Raw genomic sequence first — 20,029 nt, forward strand, 5'->3', positions numbered from 1 at the left:
AGAGGAAGACAAACTGTAACGTGCTACGATCCGCGCGTTCTGCGCCCCGGGGGCGCCTTGGCGATGGCAGATCGCGAGGCGCACGGCGCCACAACCACTGGATATTGCACACCCATGATGCTCGCGCGATTGCTCGTTCAGTTCCGTTCCACCGTGGCCGCATTGGCCGGCGCAGGCGCGCTGGCGCTGGGCTTGGCTGCCCCAGCGGCGCACGCCGACACGCTGTACGGCGCCGTGGCCACCGACGAAGCGCACGCCAAGCTGTATTGGGTCATGCCCGAAACCTCCACCAAGGAAGCGCAGGACGCCGCGCTGGCCAAGTGCAACAAGGCCGGGGGCAAGGGCTGCAAGAGCGTCACCTCATTCTCCGACAGCTGCGTGGCGTTCTCGCGCAATTCGCGCGGCGACCTGTTCTGGGGCGCCAGCGTGTCGTCGGAGGTCGCCGCGAAGAAGGCCATCCGCACCTGCACCAACGACAGCGCCGACGGCAAGTGCAAGCTTGCTGTCATGCCCCTGTGCGTCGGCCCGGGCTACAGCGAAGCCGACCTGAAGGCGCCCGACACCGCCACGCCCGCCCAGCTCGAAGCCCTGTCGGCCAAGCTGGATTCGCGCGGCTACTGGGGCTCCGTGGCTGAAAAGGACTCGGGCCAGCTGACCTATGCCGATGGCTATCCGAGCGAGAAGGAAGCGGTCGACGCCTTGCTCAAGTGGGAAGACTGCGTGGGCTGCCGCACGGTGCTCACCTATACCGACACCTGCGTCGGCATGGCCTGGGGCAAGGGCAGCAAGGGCCGCGGCACCAGCTTTACCGCGAAGAATCCCGATCCGGTGGCCGCGCGCAACGAAGCGCGCGCCACCTGCGACGCCAAGAGCGGCGGCCTGACCTGCGTGGCCTTCGTGCGCTGCTCGGGGCGGGCTTATATCAGCGGTTACAAGGGCGAGGACGAGAAGGCGAATTGATCGGGGCCTTCAGGCCACGATCCGTACGGCGGCCTCGGCCGGTGTCAGCGCGCGGGTCAGCTTGACCCAATCTTCGCGGGCCAGATGCGGCCGCACCGCGTCGAGCACGGCGTTGTAGACAGGGGCGGGCGCGGCAGCCTGCACGCCCGCCAGCAGTTCGGCGCGCTCGGCGGGCGTCATCGCCGGAACCATCCAGCGCATGATGCAGAGGTTCTCCGCCGGCGGCAGCGATGCCACGATGGCGCCCTCCAGCGCGCGCAGCTCATCGTCGCTGTAGCAGGACCACAGCACCTGGTTGTGCTGCGTTTCCTCAACGTGCATATGGGCAAAGTTCTCGCCCACGAACAGCGCCAGTTGCCGGTACAGCAGCAGCGCGGCTTCTGCTTGCGTTGCGCCACAGTCGGCGGCGAGCAAGGCGGACGCCGCGGTGCGCAATTGGGCAATCGCCGCGAGATGTTCGACATGCTCCGCGGCGATGCGGCCGCTGGACCCGGGGCGGCGCGCTTCCATCGCCGCATGCACAAAATCGTTTTCGTGCCCCAGATGGCTGGCGCAGATATCGGCCAGTTCCTGCACGCGCTCGCAGACCGCGCGCGTTTCGGCGGGATCGTCCACGTCGACGCGGCCCACAGCCTGCAGCGTATCCAGCATCATGGCGCGCAAGGCTTTGTGGATGCCGACATAAATGTCCATGCGCGGCGCCATGCCGGCGCTGGACGTGGGGAAATACTGGGCTTCGGTATTGCGGTTCATGGTGCAGGCCTTGAAAAGAGGGATGGCGAGGCGTTTGCCGGCTGCCCGGTAATGGCCGGATTCGGTCCGGAAACCGGGCAAGGAAAGTGTAGGAACGCCGCGGGAACCGCGTTGCTAAGAGTTTGTTAAGCAAGCGCTAAAAAAACGCTAAACGGCATGCGATCCGGGGCTATGATTTCTGGCACCGTCGAGCTTCAACAGCCCAGGGGGTTCCTGCCGTGCCCATACTGCCCGCCGAATGGAGCCTGTGCCTGCCCACGCTGCCTTCGCTGCGCCTGGGCAGCTGTGATCGAGACGGCAATCCCCATGTCTGCAGGGCCCTGGCCGCCGATACGCTGCCGGACGGCCGTATGCTGGTGCTGTTGGCCGAACATGCCGCGCCTCGAGTCGTGGCCGCCATCCGCGAAACCGCCCAGGTCGCCATGCTGGCCACGTCGCCCCGCACGAACCGCACGCTGCACCTAAAAGGCCGCGACGCCTGCGTCGACGCCGCCTTGCCCGCGCATGCCGCGTTGCTGGCATTGCGGCGCAACACGATGACTCAGGAACTTGCCGAAGTCGACGGATTCGCCGGCGCGCCTTTCCTGGATCACTGGTACGGCGTAGCGGTGCACGAACTGGTGGCGCTGCGCTTTACTGTGGCGGGCGCCTGGAACCAGACGCCGGGTCCAAATGCCGGGCAGGCAGTGGAACTGGAGCCTGGCCCATGAGCGCGCTGACCTTGCTGGCGGTCCGCCGCGTCCTGGATGGCGGCATCCCACCCACCTTGTGCAGCGTCTCGGCCGATGGCGTTCCCCATGTCAATCTGCTGTCGCACGTGGAGTACGTGGATGGCGGCCACGTGGCGTTGACCTTCCAGTTCTTTAACCGCAGCCGCGAGAACATACTCTCCACCGGGCGCGCCAGCCTGATGGTGGAAGACCCCTGCACCGGGGCTAGCCTGGCTCTGCAATTGCGTTATCTGCGCACCGAAACCGAAGGTCCCGTGTTCGAGCGCCTGCGCGCCAAGCTGGCCGGCATTGCCGCGCATACCGGCATGGAACACGTGTTCCGGCTGCGCGGCGCCGACATCTACGAGGTGCTGGACATCCAGCCTATGCACGGCGGCGCGCCGCTGCCGACGCTGCAGCCGCGCTGCGATCTGGCGGCCGGCGCGCGGGCCGTGTCGGCACGGCTTGCCGAATGCGACGAGCTGAGTCGGTTGCCCCAGGTCGCCATGGACGGCTTGCGCCGCGACCTGGCCGTGAACCACGCCATTCTTTGGCTGCTGGATGAGCAACGCCAGACTCTGTATGCCTTGGCCAGCATGGGCTATGCGCAGCAGGGCGTGGGCGCCGAAGTGCCGCTGGCCGAGGCCGGCCTGGCGGGCGTCGCCGCGCGCGCGGGCGTGGCGTTGCGCATAGGTCATATGGCGCGCATGTACCGGTACGGCCGCACCCTGCACGAGATGGCCAGCGGGCTGGGCCCGATCGACGGCTTGCCCATCGCGCTGCCTGGCTTGGCCACCCCCTGCAGCCAGTTGGCCGTCCCGCTGCGCGCGCGGGGGCGCACCGTGGGTGCGCTGTTGGTCGAAAGCGAGAGCGACCAGTTCTTCGGGTATGACGACGAGGATGCCTTGGCGGTGTTGTGCGCGCAGTTGGCGCAGGCGCTGCTTACGCTGCAAGGCGCCGAGCTGGATGCGGGTGCGCAGTTGCCGGACGAGGCGCCGGCCGGGCCCGCGGCGCACCCGGGCGCACCTCTCTGCTTGCGCTACTTTCCACGTGACGGCACGGTCTTCATCGACGGGCAATATCTGATCAAGGGCGTGGCGGGAGCGATTCTGTGGAAGCTGGCCTGCGATGCGCAGCGCCACGGGCGCTGGGGCTTTTCCACGCGGGAATTGCGGCTGGCCGGAAGCGCTCTGGGCTTGCCCGATGTGCAGGACAACCTGGGCGTGCGCCTGCTGCTGTTGCAGCGCCGCCTGGCGGATTGGGGCGGGCCCTTGCAGATCCGCAAACTGCGCCGCGGCTGCTATGAACTGGTGCCGGGCAGGGCGCTGTCGCTGGAATCCGCCGGCGGGCTGTCAGGGTGATTCCTGCGGGGAAAATACTTGTTCCAGGCTGGCACCTGCAGTTGATTCCGGCCCGGAATGCGGAGCTAAACTGAGTCGTCGAGGGCTTCTCAACATCAATGGAGTTTTTCATGAAAAAGTCCATACACCCCTGTACCGCGACGCTTCTTTCCTTGTTCTGCCTGTGCGCCACCGCACAGACGGTAACCCCGCTCAAAGGGCAGTCGCCCCAAACCACCCAGCAGGACATCAGCGCATGCCAGGCCCTGGCAGGCAGCGGCGCCAGCACCAGCACGAACGATCCTAAATCTGGTGGACGGGTCCGTGGCGCCGCCGCGGGCGCGGTTGCGGGTGCGGCAGTAGCCGGCGCGCGCGGCAATCAGCACGAGGAGGTCTACGACCGGATGAGCGATGATGCCAAGCAGCAGTACCGGCAGAACCAGGCGAAAGACGCGGCGGCGGCGGGGATGGTCGTGGGCGGTTCGCGGCAACGCCAGGACCGCCGCCAGGATCGCGCCGAAGCGTCGCAGCAGAATGCGGCAGCGGCCTCCACATATAGCAATTGCATGCAGCAGCGCGGGTATCAAGTGGCGCCGTGAGGCGCGAGGGTTGACGGGTGAACGGGCTGGGGGTGCGCTGCATTGCGACTGAGAATAAATCTCAGTACAATTCGGCCACTTTCAACCGACCCGCGCCGCATGAGCCGCAACCCTTTGCTGGCGTCCGACACGACGCCCGCATCCGCCGACGACCAGAACGGAAATTCCAGCGCGATCGCCAAAGCCTATGCGCGCTGGCGCTTGCCGCTCATGCGCGGCCTGGCCCGCTTCAAGGGCAGCATCGGCAGCGCCGAGGACGCGCTGCACGATGGCGTCGTCAAATGGGTGGCGGCCAATCCCGCGCTGGATTCTTCCGATGAGCAGGGCGCATACCTGCGCAGGACGGTATTGAACGGCGTGGCGGACGAATTCCGCGAGCGCAAGGCGGGGCGGCGCCTGCAGACCGTGTCGCTCGATGAAGCAGAAGAGGGCGTGCGGGCCCTAGCGGCGGGCGATGCTTCATGCCCCATGCGCGCTGCCGCGCATCAGCAACGGTTGGCGCGCCTGGGCGAGGCCTTGCAGGAACTCCCCGAACGCCAGCGCGAAGCCTTTGTGCTGAGCCGTTTCGATGGATTGACGCAGGACGAAGTCGCCGCCCGCATGCAGATATCGCGGCGCATGGTGGTCAAGCATCTGGCGCGGGCAATCGCTTACTGCGAGGTCCGCGTGCACTATGCTACGGTTGCCCAGATGCAGCAATTGCATCGGCCCGCTGGCGATGACGCCGGCCTGGACAAGAACAACAATAGCGACTCCGCCTCGTCATGACCGAACCGTCTTCCTCTGCCTCGCCGGACACGCTCGCCTTGCACGAAGCGGCGGCTGAATGGCTGGTGCGTCGCCAGGACGCCAGCTGGTCGGACGCTGATGAGCAGGAATTGCATGCCTGGCTGGCCGCCCAGCCCGCGCATCGGCAGGCCTATTCGCGGGTATCGCGAACCTGGGATGACCTGTCGCAGGCGCCTCGCCCCGTCTTGGCCTGCGACGCGCAGGCGACCAGCCGTCCATCCCCGCGCTTGCCGCGACGCGCCTCGCGGAAGGCCTCCACCCAGCCGCGTTTCTGGGGCGCGCTGCTGGGGCAACCCGTCTTTTCGAAGACCTTCGCCGCCGCCTGTGCGGCGCTGGTCGTGGGCGGCGGCTACGGTTGGTATCGCTGGGACAACACGCCCGGTTATGTGTTGAGCGTGAGCACGGCGGCGGGAGAGGTGCGTCAGCTGGACCTGCCCGACGGCTCCCATGTCGCGCTGAATTTCGGCAGCACGCTGGAGGTCCGCTACTACCCGCGGCGCCGCGAGCTGGTGCTGAACCAGGGCGAAGGGTTCTTTGACGTGGCGCCGGATACCAGCCGTCCGTTCACCGTCGATGCACGGCAAAGCCGGATCACCGTGGTGGGCACGGCCTTCAATGTGCGCAACACCCCGGATCAGGTCGTCGTCAAGGTGTCGCACGGCCGTGTGCGTGTGCAGCCCGATCGCGACAAGGCCACGCCGGAATTGTCGCTGAACGCCGAGCAAGGCGTGACCGTGGATGCGCGAAACGCCACCTATCAGGCAGTGGCAGCGGTGCCGGACGGCGTGGGCGGGTGGCGCAATGGCCGTCTGGTGTACCGGCGCACGCCGCTGGGCGAAGTGGTCCAGGAAGTCGCGCAGTACCTGGGCAAGCCGGTGGCGCTGGCCAGCCCGGGCCTGAAGTCCCTGCCGGTCTCGGGCTTTGCCGCGACCAATGCGCCCGCCGCATTCCTGGAAGCCTTGCCGGATCTGCTCCCGGTGCAGGTCAAGCGCGCGCCCGACGGCGGCTACCTGATCCTGGATCGCTGAGCGTCCAGGCGCCTGCCTGAAAATTATTTTTATTCGCATGTGGTGTGCGGGTTCCCAATCCCGCCCCGGAATCCGTTTACTCCCGCAAGGCCGGTAGCGGCCAACAACGATGGAGCGGGAATGGGACGGGGATTGTTGAAGGGCGCGCTTGTTGGCGGCGCGTTGACGACGGGCATGCAGCTCAGGGCGATGCCGGCAATGGTGGCGGGCGCGCTGGCTGCGCTGGCATGGCCCGCTGCGGTGCATGCGCAGCCGCAAGCGTCGCAGGTGGATTTCAGCATTCCGGCTCAGCCGCTGGAGCATGCCTTGAGGATGTTTTCGGAGCAGTCCCGGCATCAGGTGCTGTTCGACGAGGCCGTGGTGGCGGGCAAACGCTCGCCAGCGGTCAACGGCCGTTACACGCCGCGGGAAGCGCTGGACCAGTTGCTGTCCGGTAGCAACGTGCGTGTGAACAGCGCCAGGCCGAATGTGTACACCTTGACGGTGGTCGGGCAAGCCTCGGGCGATGCTGTCACGCTGCAGTCGGTGACAGTCACCGGCAGCGGCGTGGGCAATCCCACCACCGAAGGAACCGGCTCATACACGAGCGATGCCATCACGATCAGCAAGATGACACAGTCGGTCAAGGAGACGCCGCAATCGGTCAGCGTGCTCACGCGCCAGCTGCTGGACGACAAGAACCTGACCACGCTGGACGAGGCGCTGGCGCAGACCACCGGCGTGACCAAGACGGCAAGAAACTTCGGCAACCACAAGTTCTCGATCCGCGGCTTCACGGTGGACGACAGCAATTACCTGGTCGACGGCGTGGCCGGCGTGGTCTATGCCCCGGTGGGCTGGCTGCCCATCGACACCGCTGTCTTCGATCGTGTGGAAGTGCTGCGCGGCGCGGCCGGCTTGATGCTGGGCTCGGCGGATCCCAGCGGCGCGATCAACATGGTGCGCAAGCGTCCGCGCGGCGAAGGCCATTTCGAGGGCTCCACCACGGTGGGATCCTGGGACAACTACCGCATGGAACTCGATGGCGGCGGCCCGCTCAACGAGTCCGGCACGGTGCGCGGCCGCCTGGTGACCGCCTATCAGGACCGCCATTACTTCTACGATGGCACGAAGTCGAAATCGCCCCTGGTCTACGGCGTGATCGACGCCGATCTCGGGCGCGACACGACGCTGACGTTCGGGGCGCGCCACCAGGCCACCGATACGGACGGCTATTGGTTGTTCGGCCTGCCGCGCTATACCGACGGCGGCGCGCTGGACGTTTCGCGCTCGACCTCGCTGATCCAGGATTGGAACCGGCAGAAGGGCCAGGTGAACGAAGTGTTCGCCGAAGCCGAGCACCGGCTCGACAAGGACTGGAAAGTGCGCCTGTCGCTCAATCACACCGAGGTCGACCTGGACCAGCGCGTGGCCATTCCGGTCGGCGGCGTGGATCGGGCGACCGGCGTGGGTTCCAGCTTCTATACCATCTATTTCAACAATGCGAGCGTGAAAAGCGATGGCATCGATCTGAACACCACGGGCAGTTTCCAGGCGCTGGGCGGCACGCACCAGATTCTGCTTGGCACCAGCTGGTCGCGCCAGCGCGTCAACCAGAAGTCGGCGAATCTGGACAGCGACTCGCCCATCAACGTGTACGACCCGGACCATTCCTCCATTCCTGAGCCCACGCGTCCAGCGTGGGGCAGCAAGGAAACGTCGCGTTTGGAGCAGACCAGCCTGTACGGCAGCATGCGCCTGCAATTGGCGGACCCGCTGCATTTGCTGCTGGGAGGCAAGTTCAGCTGGCTGAAGTACCGGTCCGACGATGGTCTGACGGGCGCGAGAACCCGGGACTATGAGCAGAAGCATGAATTCACGCCCTATGCCGGACTGGTCTACGACCTAGACCAGCAATGGTCGGTCTACACCAGTTATGCGGACACCTACCAGCCGCAGAGCACCTACGTAACGTCTTCGGGCAAGCCGCTGGACCCGTCCATCGGCGCCAACTACGAGGCGGGGGTGAAGGGCGAACTCTACGACGGACGCTTGAACCTATCCGCAGCGGTATTCACCGTGAAGAAGTCCGGCATCGCAGTGGAGGACTTGTCTGCCCCCGGAAACTGCCCGGGTTCGCTGGCCTCGCCCAATTGCTATCGCAACGGCGGGACGCTGCGCAGCAAGGGCTTTGAACTGGAAGCCAGCGGGGAACTGTCGCCGGGTTGGCAAGTGATGGCCGGCTACACCTACGTCACCAGCCGCGACGACGAAGGCGAGACGATCAGCGCGGAAACCCCGCGCCATCTGTTCCGCCTGTCCACCACGTACCAGCTGCCGGGGCGCTGGAACGCCTTCAGCGTCGGCGGCGGCGTGTCGGCGCAAAGCGGCTACTCGTACAAGGCCTATGACGACATGTCGGTGCGGATGGGCGCGCCCGGCCGCGCGGTGTGGGACCTGCGCGCGGGCTATCGCATCAACAAGCACTGGTCCGCCAGCCTGAACGTGGCGAACGTGTTCGACAAGGACTACTACGGCATGGTCAGCCAGATCCGGCGCGGCAACCACTACGGCGAGCCTCGCAACGTGATGCTGACCTTGCGGGGTACGCTGTGACCGGCCGCGTGTCGGCCGATGATCACGGCGGCCTGCGGACCCGGTTGTGAAAGGGGGATTTCGCCAAAGCATGTCATGGCTGCACACCTGGTGCGGCCTGACCTGCGGCTGGCTACTGTGCGCGATCTTCCTGACCGGCACGCTCAGCGTGTTCCGGGAACCCATCACGCGCTGGATGGAAGCAGGGCCGCCGGCCGATCCCGCTGCCGCGGCCGTGGACGCCCGGCAGTGGCTGCCGCGCGCCACGCAGGAGCTGTCGTCCCGCGCGGCGGCGGCTTCCGCCTGGGACATCTCCCTGCCGGTCCGGCCCGGCTGGCCGGCGCAACTTTCCTGGCGCACCGACGACGGCGCACGCCAAGAGATCTGGCTGGACTCGCGCACGGGCGCAGTGCAGCCGCCGCCCCAGATCCGCGAGACCGAGGGCGGCCGGCATTTCATGTCCTTCCACTACACCTTGCACGGCGGCTTGCCGGGCTACTGGCTGGTGGGCTGGATATCCATGTGCATGCTGGTCGCGCTGGTCTCCGGCGTGGTGGTGCACAAGCGCATCTTCAAGGACTTTTTCACTTTTCGTCCGGGCAAGGGACTGCGCAGCTGGCTGGACGCGCACAACGCCACGGCAGTGCTGACGCTGCCGTTCCTCTTCATGATCGGCTACACGGGCCTGGCGTTCTTCTACACCAGTTACATGCCCTGGCCGCTGCATGCGGCGTATGGCGGAGACGCCGGCGCCTATCGCCGCTACCAGGCCGAGCTCGCGCCAGCGCTGCCTGTGCCGCGCATCGCGGGGCCGGGTTTGGACGGGGTTCCGGATCTATACCCGTTGCTGTCGCGCGCGCGCGAACTGACCGGGCAGGAAGCGGCGCGCCTCACGATAGAGCGTCCCGGCGATGCGCGCGGCATCGTCCTGGTGTCCGGGCGAAAGCCCCTGGCCGGCGCCGCCCCGCGCCTGCTCACAGATGCCAGCCGCGTCGTGTTCGATGGCGCGAGCGGAGCGGTCTTGCAGGTCGTGCCCGCTCATCACGAGGGGTTTGAAGCAAAGCAGGTCCATGAGACGATCGAAACCCTGCACAAGGCAGACTTTGGCGGATGGACCATCAAGTGGCTGTATTTCTTCAGCGGCCTGATGGGAACCGCCATGATCGCCATCGGCACGCTGCTGTACTCCATCAAGCGGCGCAAGAAGAGCGAGCATGAATTCGGGAGGGGCACGGCGCGGGTCTACCGCTGCGTGGAGGCATTGAACGTGGCGGCGCTGGCGGGTGTCGCCGTGGCAAGCATCGCCTACTTTTACGGGAACCGCCTGATCCCCGCCGCCTGGCCGGAACGCAGCGCCTGGGAGATCCGCATTTTCTTCGCCGTGTGGGCCGCGACCCTGGTCCATGCGCTGTTGCGCGCGCCGCGCAGCGCATGGACCGAGCAACTGGCTGCGGCTGCCGTGCTCTGCCTGGGGCTGCCGATATTGAACTGGGTGACGACGGGCCGGCATGCATGGACCTATGCAGCCCGCGGAGAATGGCCGCAGGCGGCAGTGGAGATCACTGCGTTCGGGCTTGGCCTGCTGCTTGCCTGCATGGCTCATGCGCTGGGGCGGCGCTGGAAGGCCGTGCCAGCGGTCGCCGCGCCGCCGTCGCGCAAAGCGCCTCCTGCCAGCCACGATGATGCAGCTTATCGCTGGGGAATCGCCAGCCGCGTGATGGCTGCGGCAGCGGGCGGCTACCTGTTGTCCGCCCTGGCGATGTCGGTCCTGGCGCTGGCGTGGCCTGCCAGGGCCGGCGCCTCGCCGGCTGCCGGCGTGCTCGGCGGAACGCTTTTGAGCTTTGTCGTATACACGGCGATCGGCGTAGGCGTGTTCGGCGCCCGCAGCGCGCAACGTGCTTGGGCGCTGATCGCGGTGGCCAGCCTGGCATCTGGCGCGTTGGTACTCGGTCTGCGCCCATAAGGGCGGGTTGCGCTATCCGTTGGCTACCGATGGGAAACGTCAGGAACGGCGGCCCATCGCACCCAGCCGCGCCTGCATCAATTCCAGCAGCGCCCGAACCCGCGCCGTGATCATCGGCGCCGATGGCCGCATGGATTCGGTGGCGCGCCGATTCGTCGCGGGAGACAACGCGCCGGTTTATCAGGGCTTCGTGAATTGGATAGGCGTGGCGCAGGCGGACGGTGTGCTGGTCGACGAAATCGCCATCCAGGACTATTGGGGCGCGGGCGAGCGCTTTGGCGCCGTGGCGGTGCGGCCGGGCCTGGTCTACTGGGCGGGCGCGCAGGCGCGGCCCTTGTCCGCGGCCGGGCCTGCGGCGGACCTGCGCCAGGAGGTCGAGGCGTTGTTCGGAAAATGGCCCGACCCTGTCGCCCGCATCATCCGCGCGACGCCGGCGCACACCATCCGCCTGATCGCCGTGCACGACCTCGATCCCCTGACAAGCTGGAGCCGGGGCAACGTGCTGTTGGTGGGCGACGCCGCGCACGCGCCCCTGCCGACCTCGGGGCAGGGCGCGTGCCAGGCGCTGGAGGATGGCTGGCACCTGGCCCGATGCCTGAACGGCCCGGACGCGGGCCTGGCGGCGGCTCTGAGTGAATTTGCGCAGATACGCATTCCCAAGACCACGCAGTTGATCGAACAGGCGCGGGTATCTGCGCGCGGCCTGTTCGCCATGGACCCGCAGACCTGCCGCATCCGCAACGAGCACGCCAAGACGGCAGATCCCGTGCATGTTGCGCAAGCCCTGGCGGCGGGTTGGGCCCAAGAATTGCCTATGCCCGGACTCGGGAGCGGCGCGCCTGTTCACGGCGCCGGATTCGGCCGCCTGGCCCGCATCTGAACGCCTGAGCCGGGTCAGAACGCTACAAGCCCAGTCCCAGCAGCATGAGGAAGGTGCCAAACAGGATGAAATGGGTCATGCCCTCGATCGCGTTGGTCTGGCCGTCATTGAGGTTGATTGCCGCCACCAGCAGGGTGACGAGCATCATCAATGTCTGCGCCGGCGTCATGGCCATGACGATGCGCTGACCTGTGATCAAGGCCAGGGCCTCCATCGCCGGCACGGTCAGTATCACCGTGGACAACGAAGCGCCAAGCGCGATATTGACCACCGATTGCATCCGGTTCGCGAGCGCCGCGCGCAATGCGGTCAGCATTTCCGGCGCGGCGGAAATGCCGGCCACGATCAGTGCCACCAAGCCAGGAGGCACTTCGATGCCTTCCAGGCTGCGATCGAGGGAATGGGACATCAGTTCGGCAAGCGCGCCCACGGCAATGATGCCGATCGCCATGACCGCCGCCGATTGGCCTCGGGTTGGGTAGCCTGAGGTTGGCAGGGGCCTGCGGGTTTTCTTGTCCGGATAGCTGTAGCTGAAGAAGTAGCTGTGCGGGCCGGTCTGCATGCGCAGGAACACGCCGTACAGGAGCAGCATGGCCGCAATCGTGAAACTGCTATACGCGCGCCAGCGCGACTGAGGAATGAACTCGGGAATGATCATCGAGACCGTAACCGCGGTCAGGATCATCACGCTGTAAGTTCGGGCGGAATCATCGTTGTATGCCTGCTCGCCGTGCTTGAAACCGCCGATCAGGGCGGCTACGCCCAGGATGCCGTTGATGTCCAGCATGACGGCCGAATAGATACTGTCGCGCACCAGGGTGGGAGAGTGGGCCTTGGTGGACACGATTGCCAGCACGATGACCTCGACCAGCACGGCGGATAGCGTCAGGATCATGCTGCCGTAAGGGTCGCCAAGCTTCTGCGCGACACGCTCGGCGTGGCGGGCGACGCTCAGCGAAGCGGCCAGGATGGCGGTGATCAAAACGGCAGTCTCGACCAGGCTGGCAAGGCGGCCGTAACCGCTTGCGCCGGAATCGGCCAGGTATCCGGCGGCGGCCAGCGCGCAGGCCAGCAACAGGAGCTTTTCGGACTGCAGAATGGATTTCATCTGGGCTCCGCCGACCGCAATCCTGTCAGCCTAGCACGCCGCATGTCTTCTTTCCCTGGCCGGGGGCGGGCACGGAACTTGCTGAACAGCATGTCCCGTGGAGCAAGGGGGCCAGCATGCTCAACACTCGCGTACCCAGGCGGCGTCCGGCGCCGAAGCGTTCGGCTGCACCCGACGCGGGCGGTGCTGACCATCCGGTAGCGCGCTTCTTTGATCATTTTGCCGCGCATGTGACCAAGTGGGTGGGGTCGCCCATCGCCTTCGGATTGGCGGTCATCACTGTTGTGCTGTGGGGGGCCTCCGGTCCTGCGTTCGGCTATTCCGAAGTGTGGCAATTGGTGATCAATACCGGCACGACCATAGTCACATTCCTGATGGTGTTCCTGATTCAACAAAGCCAGAACAAGGACAGCGAGGCGTTGCACCTCAAACTCGATGAATTGCTTATTGCGCTGGAGGGCGCGGACGAAGGGCTGGTCGACGCGGAGCGCCTGGACGAAGACAAGCTGCTCGCCCTGGCCGCGGCCTGTACCGCTCGCGCCAGGCAGGAACGCCGCCGCCGCGCCCGCAAAAGGAGGCAGCCATGATCGGAATCAAGCCCACGGTCCGCAAGGGCCAGTACGACGGCCCGCTAGCGCGGGAAGAATTCCGCCTGCGCTTCATGCGGCGCTTTTACGATCCGGCCTTCGAGGCCGAGCGCGACGCGCTGGAGCGCCTGGAAGCGATTGCCTGGGAAGGCTACGAAGCAGGGCGCAAGGCGCCTGTCACGGTGAAAGCCGGCCAGGGCTACGCCGATCCCGATTACGATCTTTCCCAGGAGTGGAAGGAAACGCGCGACCGCCTGGAGCGCGCGGAGGCAGTTCAGCGCGATCCGGACACCCCGTCTCGCGTCCTGGTGATCGTCGGCGCCGCGCGCAATGACGGCACCTGTCCCGGGGAGGTCTCCAAGAGCTGGCGGCTGGCGCGCCTCGTCCTGGATGAGCTGCAGACGGCCGGCGTGCAGACGGACCTGTTGGATCTCAGCCGCCTGGTTTCCGAATATGAGTACCGCATCCATCCCTGCAAGGGCTGCGTGTCGACCGCGATGCCCCTGTGCCATTGGCCATGCAGCTGCTATCCGAACCACTCGCTGGGACAGTCCAACGACGCCATGGCCGGGATCTACGAGCAATGGGTCGCGGCACATGGCGTGATCCTGGTGGCGCCCACGTACTGGTACCAATCGCCCAGCCCCTTGAAGCTGATGATAGACAGGCTGGTGTGCGCCGACGGCGGCAATCCCGATCCCACGCTGACTGGCGGCAAGGATCCGCTCAAAGCCAAACAGGTCGAGCTTGCCGGTTGGCCATACCCCAAGCATCTGGCCGGCCGCGCCTACGGCCTGGTGGTGCATGGAGACGTGGCCGGCGTCGAGGCGCAGCGGCGGGGGCTGGCCGATTGGCTGGACTGGATGGGGCTGATGGACGCGGGCGCGGCGTCGCGGCTGGACCGCTACATCAGCTATTACCGCCCGTATGCCACCAGCCACGACGACCTGGACCAGGACCAGGCGGTGCAGCAGGAAGTGCGCAACGTGGCGCAGGCCATGGCCAATTTCCTGCCGCGCCTGCGGCGCGGCGAATTCGAGGGACTGGATCAGGGCATCCGTGATCCCAGGCCGAAGTAAACCGCAGTAGCATGAAGGGAGGATTCGACAGGAGGCCCCTATGGAACACGCCAGTTGGGATTTCGAGCTCGAGCGTCCGGTTGAGCATCAGGGCAGCTGGAGCATCGCTTATGTGCTGGTGCCGCCGGCGGCGGGAGCGCCGCAGGAGCGGATAGCCGTCGAGGAGCGCTTCGCCTCGGCCCAGGTTGCGATAGACGAGGCGACGCGGCTGGCCCAGATCCACGTCGCGGACTTGAACGGGGATACCGCGTCGTTCGAGAAGCCGACAGACACGGAAGTGCCGTTCGGCAAGAATCCACGGTTCTGACGCCTCTTGCGCGGGCGTTGTGGCATGGCGCTTGCTGATACCGGACTGCGGCGGATTTCGCCGCACTTCCTGATAGGTGCTGCGATGCCCCAGATCCAATTCGAGTTGGCTTTGCATCCGATAACGATGGCGTCCGTGCCGCCGCCCGGGACCCCTGCCCATCGGCCGCCGGCGCAGAATCCGGATGACGCCAACGACAGCGCTCAAGGCGATGAGGTGCCCGACGAGGACATCGAGCCCGCCGACACGACGTCCAAGGACAACGCCGCCGAGGGTTCGGCGGACAGGTAACCTAAAATGGCGCTCCGATCATTTCAAGGCGCCTATGGCGCCGCCTGCCCAGGTTCCCTCCATGCAAGAAAACACGTCCGCCGCGCAGCCGGCATCCGGAACGCCGCAACGTCAGAGATTCGAGTCGCTCGTGCGCACGCTCGAAGCGCAGCGCGCCCGCCTGCGCGGCTGGCAGGCCGTGCTGCCGGAATACCAGAAGAAATACGAAGACGTGCTGGCGCCGCTGGAGACGGTCGAGGTCGAACTGAAGGCCAAGCTGGTGGCCTGCTTCGACCATGCCTGCAAGCAGAAGGAACTGACCAAGGCGGAACGCGCCCTGGCGTCGGAGATCGCTGCGCAGCTGGCACAGGAAACGCTGGACGCCATCGTGCTGGATGGCACGCCGGCCGAGTGCGACACGGACCGGCTGAAGGCCTTGTATCTCAAGCATGCCGGCTCGGACTACGACGCCGGCGTGGAAGACGGACAGGACGAGGACGATGCCGAAGCGCTGCTGACCCAGGCGGCGGGCGATAGTCCCGCACCTGCGCCCGAAACGCTGGCGGAAATCGAAGCCTTGGCCGCTGCCGGTCCTGATCGTCTGGCTGGCGTCGATGAGGAACGCTACGCGCAGTACATCCAGGCGCTGGACGCGCAGCTTGCCAAGCTGGCCGGCGAAATCGCAGCCGCGGAAGACGGCTTCAAGGCCAAATACCATTTCGATCCCGCGCAATCCATAGACCCTTCCGAACTGATGGAAGACCTGGACGCGGAGATCGCCGATGCCGAGGAATACATAGGCGAACTCGAATTCGAGCTGTCGCAGTTCGTCGACATGCAGCAGGTCAAGGCCTGGCTCAAGGCCATGAAGCAGCAGCTGGCGGCCACCCGCCGGCGCGAGGGGCGCGGCTGAGGCTCAGGCGGCCGGACGCCGAGCGACCGGCACCACCTTCATCACTGGCGCGGCCGTCTTGCCCGCATCGGCCCGCGGCCGGATCATCATGGGGAAGAAGCGCCAAAGGTATAGCGCGAAGGCCAGCGCCCAGGCGGTCGCCGAGGCATGCAGGAAGCCGATGGTGGCGGCGGTCGGGAGCAGGGCGGCCAGGCGCAGCAGGGCCGCCAGAATCATCAGCGCATAGCTCAACACCATGCTGCGGTCGGTCTGCAGCGGCCGGCCCAGGTGGCCGAGCGCGGTGCGCGTGACCATGCCCAGGATCAGCACCGAGAATCCGGCCACGCCGATCACGTGGGCGGGCCAGGCGGGCCGCAGCACATAGCCGGCCAATTGCGCCGCGCCTGCCAGCAGGCCGATGCCCAGGCCGCAATACCCCGCATACAGGATCCACAACAGCGGCACCTTGCGCACCGCCCAGGGCTTCCAGGATATCCATTGCGCAAGGGCGATCAAGCCGGTCGCAGCCAGCGCCAGCGCCGCAGCTTGCAGCTGGCCGGCAAGCAGGCAGGCGATGGCGACGATGCCCGTACCCAGCTGCCATTGGCCGCTGCGGGTGTGCGGCGGGATGTCCAGTCCCGCCACGGCGCGCTTGGCGAAGAAGGGGATGACCCGGCGCGCGATCAGCAGCGTCAGCACCGCCATGCACAGCAATCCGGCATTGAAGTAGCGCATCAGCGCAAAGTAGTCGCCCTGGACCGAGGCCCAGAGGTAGAGCGCGTTGGTGGCGGCCAGGCCCAGCAGCAGGAAGGGTATGCCGTAGTTGCGCTGGTTGCGCGTGACGGCGACGGCGCGGCCCAGCGCGCCCGCGGCCCACAGGAAGAACAGCAGGTCCGCCGCCGCAGCCACCACGAAGGCCGGACGTCCGGGTACGAGATAGCCCGCGCGCGCCACGATCCACACCGCGCACAAAATGGCCAGGGGCGTGCCGCGCAAGGGGTTCTTGCCGGTCCAATTGGCGCCCGCCGTCAGCAGGAAGCCCACCGCGATCGTGGCGACGAAGCCCCACAGCATCTCGTGCGCGTGCCAGAACATGCCGTTCAACACGCCCGTCAGGCGTGCCGGCGCATGCACCCATAGCAGCACGGACGCCAGCGCCCAGAAGCAGCCGGCCAGGTAGAGCGGCCGGAAGCCCATTTCCGTGAAGGCGCGCCATTGGGGCCGCGGACGGGGAGGGGCAGCGGCGGGTTCTTCGATGCTAAGCAGCGTGCTCATGAGGGCAGTCGCGGCGCCGTTTCGGCTTCGCGTTTAAAGGTGTATTTGAAATGCATATTAATGCCTCCCGCGCGTTGCCGCCAGCGCGGCCGCTTGATCCAGCGCAAGCCGGGCCGCCAGGAAAGGGGTGACTAGTCACATCGGCAAGGGGCTTCTGGTCGGCTGGCGAATGGTCCGCAAGGCCCGCCATGCCTAGGCTAGCCACATGTCTTCGTGAGTAAAGCGAGAGTAACCATGGCAGCAAGTCAACCTTCCGCCGGCGCGCCGATGCGGGTCCTGATTTCAAGCACATTCGCCTTCACCATCTGTTTCGCGGTGTGGATGATCTTTGCGGTGCTGGGCATTCCCATCAAGCAGCAACTGGGCCTGTCCGAAACCGAGTTCGGCCTGCTGGCCGCCATGCCGGTGCTGACCGGTTCGCTGGTGCGGGTGCCGCTGGGCATCTGGACGGACCGCTACGGCGGCCGGCCGGTGTTCTTCATCCTGATGCTGCTGGCGGTGGTGCCGATCTGGCTGCTGTCCTATGCCACCGAGTACTGGCAGTTCCTGGTGCTGGCGCTGTTCGTCGGCCTGACTGGCGGCTCGTTCTCGGTCGGCACGCCCTACGTGGCGCGCTGGTTCCCGCGCAACAAGCAGGGCCTGGCGATGGGCGTGTTCGGCGCCGGCAACTCGGGCTCGGCCATCACCAAGTTCGTGGCCCCCGCCCTGATCGCGGCGGCGGGCGGCGCCTGGGTCATCGTGCCCCAGGTCTATGCCGTGGCGCTCCTGGTGACGGCCATCCTGTTCTGGCTGTTCTCTTCTTCCGACCCCGCGCACCGCGTCAAGAGCGGCGCCAGCCTGTCGGCCCAGATGGCCATGCTGAAGGACCCGCGCGTCTGGCGCTATTGCCAGTACTACTCGGTGGTGTTCGGCGGCTACGTGGCGCTGGCGCTGTGGATGACCAAGTACTACATCGGCGAATACGGCTTCGACATGAAGCTGGCGGCGCTGCTGGCAGCCTGCTTCTCCCTGCCCGGGGGCGTGCTGCGCGCCGTCGGCGGCTGGATCTCGGACCGCTACGGCGCCTACAAGACCACCTGGTGGGTGATGTGGGTGTGCTGGGTGGCGTTCTTCCTGCTGAGCTACCCGCAGACGGAATTCACCATCGTGACGGCCAATGGTCCGCGCAGCTTCGGCATCGCGCTCGGGCCGGTCACCTTCACCGTGCTGCTGTTCGTGGTCGGCATCGCCATGGCCATCGGCAAGGCCTCGGTCTTCAAGTTCATCTCGGACGAGTTTGGCGAAAACATCGGCGCCGTCTCTGGCATCGTCGGCCTGGCCGGCGGGCTGGGCGGCTTTGTGCTGCCGATCATGTTCGGGATCCTGCTCGACCTGACGGGCGTCCGCTCCAGCGCCTTCATGCTGCTGTACGGCACCGTCTGCGTCTCCCTCATCTTCATGCACTTCAGTTTCCGGCCGGAAAGCGCGGCCATTGCCCGGCAACACGCCGCCTCTCCCTCCACCACCTCCTGAGAGTATCCCTATGTCTTCCACTCAAGTCCTTGCGCGCTGGGAGCCGGATAATCCCGGTTTCTGGAAGCAGACCGGCGCCCGCGTCGCCAACCGCAATCTCTGGATCTCCATTCCGGCGCTGATGCTGGCGTTCAGCATCTGGATGCTGTGGAGCGTGGTGGTGGTCAATCTGGACCGCGCCGGCTTCATGCTGTCCAAGAACCAGATGTTCTGGCTGACGGCGCTGCCCGCGCTGTCGGGCGCGACCCTGCGCATCTTCTATTCCTTCCTGGTGCCCGTCTTCGGCGGGCGCAAGTGGACGGCCATTTCCACGGCTTCGCTGCTGATTCCGGCGCTGGGCATGGGCTTCGCCCTGCGCGACCCGACGACTTCGTTCCCGACGCTGCTGATCCTGGCGCTGCTGTGCGGCCTGGGCGGCGGCAACTTCAGTTCCAGCATGGCCAACATCAGCTTCTTCTTTCCGAAGGAGAAGAAGGGCCTGGCCACCGGGCTGAATGCCGGTATCGGCAACCTGGGCGTGTCCCTGGTGCAGTTCGTGGTGCCGGTGGTGATCTCCATCGGCGTATTCGGCGTGGCGGGCGGCGAGCCCCAGGTCATCAACGCCAATGGCGCGCAGCAGAACCTGTGGCTGCAGAACGCCGGCTTCATCTGGGTGATCCCCATTGCGCTGGCCTCGATCGCCGCGTGGTTCGGCATGAACGACATCGCGGATGCCCGCGCCTCGTTCGCGGACCAGGCCGTCATCTTCAAGCGCAAGCACAACTGGCTGATGTGCTGGCTGTACGTGGGCACCTTCGGTTCCTTCATCGGCTTTTCGGCCGGCTTCGCCATGCTGACCAAGACGCTGTTCCCGCAGGTCGACCCCATGGCCTATGCCTTCCTCGGCCCGCTGGTGGGTTCGCTGACGCGGCCGTTCGGCGGCTGGGTGTCGGACAAGCTGGGCGGCGCGCGGGTCACGCTGTTCACCTTCGCGGCGATGATCGTCGCGGTGCTGGGCGTGGTGATGTTCCTGCCGGTCGCCGGACAGCCCGGCAACTTCAACGGCTTCCTGGCCATGTTCATCGTGCTGTTCGCGCTGACCGGCGTGGGCAACGGTTCGACCTTCCGCATGATTCCCGTGATCTTCCTGCGTGAACGCACGCAGGCGGCCGAAGGCAAGGGCGCCGCGGCGCAGAAGCAGGCCCAGGCGGACGCCGCCAAGGAGTCGGCCGCGGTGCTGGGCTTCTCGGGCGCGATCGGCGCATACGGCGGCTTCTTCATCCCGCGCAGCTTCGGCACCTCGCTCGAGATGACCGGCAGCGTGCAGGCGGCCCTGTATTGCTTCATCGGCTTCTACGCCACCTGCATGGTCATCACCTGGTGGTACTACGCCCGCCGCAATGCGCCGGTGCCTTGCTAGAGCG

Annotated in this window: 18 protein-coding genes and 1 pseudogene; 16 read left to right on the forward strand and 3 right to left on the reverse strand. The window is 66.4% G+C overall.

All coding sequences use genetic code 11. The annotated features are described in order from the left end of the window. The first annotated feature begins 114 nt into the window (after positions 1-114). On the forward strand, positions 115-960 hold the full coding sequence (locus IB268_RS10990; RefSeq protein ID WP_054454772.1) for a DUF4189 domain-containing protein: 846 nt from the start codon (positions 115-117) through the stop codon (positions 958-960). Positions 961-969: 9 nt separating this feature from the next. Here the strand turns inward: IB268_RS10990 and IB268_RS10995 are convergent, their stop codons facing one another. Then, entirely contained in the window at positions 970-1,713 is a 744-nt protein-coding gene (locus IB268_RS10995; RefSeq protein ID WP_125470354.1) for a hemerythrin domain-containing protein, read from the reverse strand. A gap of 218 nt (positions 1,714-1,931) precedes the next feature. Between IB268_RS10995 and IB268_RS11000 the strand changes: the two genes are divergently transcribed. The 8 genes and pseudogenes from IB268_RS11000 to IB268_RS11035 all read left to right on the forward strand — a co-directional run. Next, a complete protein-coding gene (locus tag IB268_RS11000) occupies positions 1,932-2,423 on the forward strand; it encodes a pyridoxamine 5'-phosphate oxidase family protein (RefSeq protein ID WP_192354227.1) in 492 nt (163 codons plus the stop codon). Then, positions 2,420-3,784: a GAF domain-containing protein gene (locus tag IB268_RS11005; RefSeq protein ID WP_192354228.1), complete on the forward strand. Its 1,365-nt coding sequence runs from the start codon at positions 2,420-2,422 to the stop codon at positions 3,782-3,784. The genes IB268_RS11000 and IB268_RS11005 overlap by 4 nt, the downstream gene beginning before the upstream one ends. A gap of 110 nt (positions 3,785-3,894) precedes the next feature. Beyond that, on the forward strand, positions 3,895-4,362 hold the full coding sequence (locus IB268_RS11010; RefSeq protein WP_192354229.1) for a YMGG-like glycine zipper-containing protein: 468 nt from the start codon (positions 3,895-3,897) through the stop codon (positions 4,360-4,362). Between the two features lie 99 nt (positions 4,363-4,461). Next, positions 4,462-5,130 (forward strand): RNA polymerase sigma factor, encoded by a 669-nt coding sequence (locus IB268_RS11015; RefSeq protein WP_054454765.1) that lies wholly within the window; start codon positions 4,462-4,464, stop codon positions 5,128-5,130. Further along, positions 5,127-6,179 (forward strand): FecR family protein, encoded by a 1,053-nt coding sequence (locus IB268_RS11020; protein WP_192354230.1) that lies wholly within the window; start codon positions 5,127-5,129, stop codon positions 6,177-6,179. Before IB268_RS11015 ends, IB268_RS11020 begins: the two co-directional genes overlap by 4 nt. Positions 6,180-6,299: 120 nt before the next feature. Next, complete coding sequence (locus tag IB268_RS11025) at positions 6,300-8,774, forward strand: TonB-dependent siderophore receptor (RefSeq protein ID WP_192327593.1); 2,475 nt, start codon at positions 6,300-6,302, stop codon at positions 8,772-8,774. Positions 8,775-8,844: 70 nt separating this feature from the next. Beyond that, positions 8,845-10,716, forward strand: a complete 1,872-nt coding sequence (locus IB268_RS11030; protein WP_192354231.1) for a PepSY domain-containing protein — start codon at positions 8,845-8,847, stop codon at positions 10,714-10,716. 106 nt (positions 10,717-10,822) lie between these two features. After that, positions 10,823-11,596, forward strand: a pseudogene (locus IB268_RS11035) (FAD-dependent monooxygenase); the annotation flags it as partial. A 22-nt stretch (positions 11,597-11,618) separates the two neighbouring features. Here the strand turns inward: IB268_RS11035 and IB268_RS11040 are convergent. Beyond that, entirely contained in the window at positions 11,619-12,704 is a 1,086-nt protein-coding gene (locus tag IB268_RS11040; protein ID WP_054454757.1) for a calcium:proton antiporter, read from the reverse strand. Between the two features lie 116 nt (positions 12,705-12,820). Between IB268_RS11040 and IB268_RS11045 the strand changes: the two genes are divergently transcribed. The 5 genes from IB268_RS11045 (at position 12,821) to IB268_RS11065 (ending at position 15,860) form a co-directional block, all read left to right on the forward strand. After that, complete coding sequence (locus tag IB268_RS11045) at positions 12,821-13,291, forward strand: low affinity iron permease family protein (protein ID WP_082401036.1); 471 nt, start codon at positions 12,821-12,823, stop codon at positions 13,289-13,291. Further along, positions 13,288-14,370, forward strand: a complete 1,083-nt coding sequence (locus IB268_RS11050) for a flavodoxin family protein (RefSeq protein ID WP_054454755.1) — start codon at positions 13,288-13,290, stop codon at positions 14,368-14,370. Before IB268_RS11045 ends, IB268_RS11050 begins: the two co-directional genes overlap by 4 nt. Positions 14,371-14,410: 40 nt before the next feature. Further along, complete coding sequence (locus IB268_RS11055; protein WP_119451151.1) at positions 14,411-14,677, forward strand: hypothetical protein; 267 nt, start codon at positions 14,411-14,413, stop codon at positions 14,675-14,677. Between the two features lie 84 nt (positions 14,678-14,761). After that, positions 14,762-14,968, forward strand: coding sequence for a hypothetical protein (locus IB268_RS11060; protein WP_125470364.1), 207 nt, complete (start codon positions 14,762-14,764; stop codon positions 14,966-14,968). A gap of 61 nt (positions 14,969-15,029) precedes the next feature. Next, the gene (locus IB268_RS11065; RefSeq protein ID WP_192354232.1) at positions 15,030-15,860 is read left to right on the forward strand and encodes a hypothetical protein; all 831 of its coding nucleotides are present in this window, start codon (positions 15,030-15,032) and stop codon (positions 15,858-15,860) included. Between the two features lie 3 nt (positions 15,861-15,863). Here IB268_RS11065 and IB268_RS11070 read toward each other — a convergent pair whose 3' ends face one another. Then, entirely contained in the window at positions 15,864-17,114 is a 1,251-nt protein-coding gene (locus IB268_RS11070; protein WP_192354233.1) for an NnrS family protein, read from the reverse strand. A gap of 234 nt (positions 17,115-17,348) precedes the next feature. On the opposite strand from IB268_RS11070, the gene IB268_RS11075 reads away from it, so the two are divergent. Together IB268_RS11075 and IB268_RS11080 are read left to right on the forward strand one after the other, a co-directional pair. Further along, positions 17,349-18,626, forward strand: a complete 1,278-nt coding sequence (locus IB268_RS11075; protein ID WP_054454748.1) for a nitrate/nitrite transporter — start codon at positions 17,349-17,351, stop codon at positions 18,624-18,626. A 10-nt stretch (positions 18,627-18,636) separates the two neighbouring features. Next, positions 18,637-20,025 (forward strand): NarK family nitrate/nitrite MFS transporter, encoded by a 1,389-nt coding sequence (locus IB268_RS11080; RefSeq protein ID WP_054454746.1) that lies wholly within the window; start codon positions 18,637-18,639, stop codon positions 20,023-20,025. Positions 20,026-20,029 lie beyond the last annotated feature (4 nt).

Source organism: Achromobacter sp. ACM01 (assembly GCF_014851745.1).
Taxonomy (GTDB): Bacteria; Pseudomonadota; Gammaproteobacteria; order Burkholderiales; family Burkholderiaceae_B; genus Achromobacter; species Achromobacter aegrifaciens.

Coding starts and splice junctions, on each gene's coding strand:
- IB268_RS11025 (WP_192327593.1), top strand. CDS start 6,300: ATGGGACGGGGATTGTTGAAGGGCGCGCTTGTTGGCGGCGCGTTGACG.
- IB268_RS11005 (WP_192354228.1), top strand. CDS start 2,420: ATGAGCGCGCTGACCTTGCTGGCGGTCCGCCGCGTCCTGGATGGCGGC.
- IB268_RS11040 (WP_054454757.1), bottom strand. CDS start 12,704: ATGAAATCCATTCTGCAGTCCGAAAAGCTCCTGTTGCTGGCCTGCGCG.
- IB268_RS11080 (WP_054454746.1), top strand. CDS start 18,637: ATGTCTTCCACTCAAGTCCTTGCGCGCTGGGAGCCGGATAATCCCGGT.
- IB268_RS11015 (WP_054454765.1), top strand. CDS start 4,462: ATGAGCCGCAACCCTTTGCTGGCGTCCGACACGACGCCCGCATCCGCC.
- IB268_RS11010 (WP_192354229.1), top strand. CDS start 3,895: ATGAAAAAGTCCATACACCCCTGTACCGCGACGCTTCTTTCCTTGTTC.
- IB268_RS11045 (WP_082401036.1), top strand. CDS start 12,821: ATGCTCAACACTCGCGTACCCAGGCGGCGTCCGGCGCCGAAGCGTTCG.
- IB268_RS11060 (WP_125470364.1), top strand. CDS start 14,762: ATGCCCCAGATCCAATTCGAGTTGGCTTTGCATCCGATAACGATGGCG.
- IB268_RS11030 (WP_192354231.1), top strand. CDS start 8,845: ATGTCATGGCTGCACACCTGGTGCGGCCTGACCTGCGGCTGGCTACTG.
- IB268_RS11055 (WP_119451151.1), top strand. CDS start 14,411: ATGGAACACGCCAGTTGGGATTTCGAGCTCGAGCGTCCGGTTGAGCAT.
- IB268_RS11075 (WP_054454748.1), top strand. CDS start 17,349: ATGGCAGCAAGTCAACCTTCCGCCGGCGCGCCGATGCGGGTCCTGATT.
- IB268_RS10995 (WP_125470354.1), bottom strand. CDS start 1,713: ATGAACCGCAATACCGAAGCCCAGTATTTCCCCACGTCCAGCGCCGGC.
- IB268_RS10990 (WP_054454772.1), top strand. CDS start 115: ATGATGCTCGCGCGATTGCTCGTTCAGTTCCGTTCCACCGTGGCCGCA.
- IB268_RS11020 (WP_192354230.1), top strand. CDS start 5,127: ATGACCGAACCGTCTTCCTCTGCCTCGCCGGACACGCTCGCCTTGCAC.
- IB268_RS11070 (WP_192354233.1), bottom strand. CDS start 17,114: ATGAGCACGCTGCTTAGCATCGAAGAACCCGCCGCTGCCCCTCCCCGT.
- IB268_RS11050 (WP_054454755.1), top strand. CDS start 13,288: ATGATCGGAATCAAGCCCACGGTCCGCAAGGGCCAGTACGACGGCCCG.
- IB268_RS11065 (WP_192354232.1), top strand. CDS start 15,030: ATGCAAGAAAACACGTCCGCCGCGCAGCCGGCATCCGGAACGCCGCAA.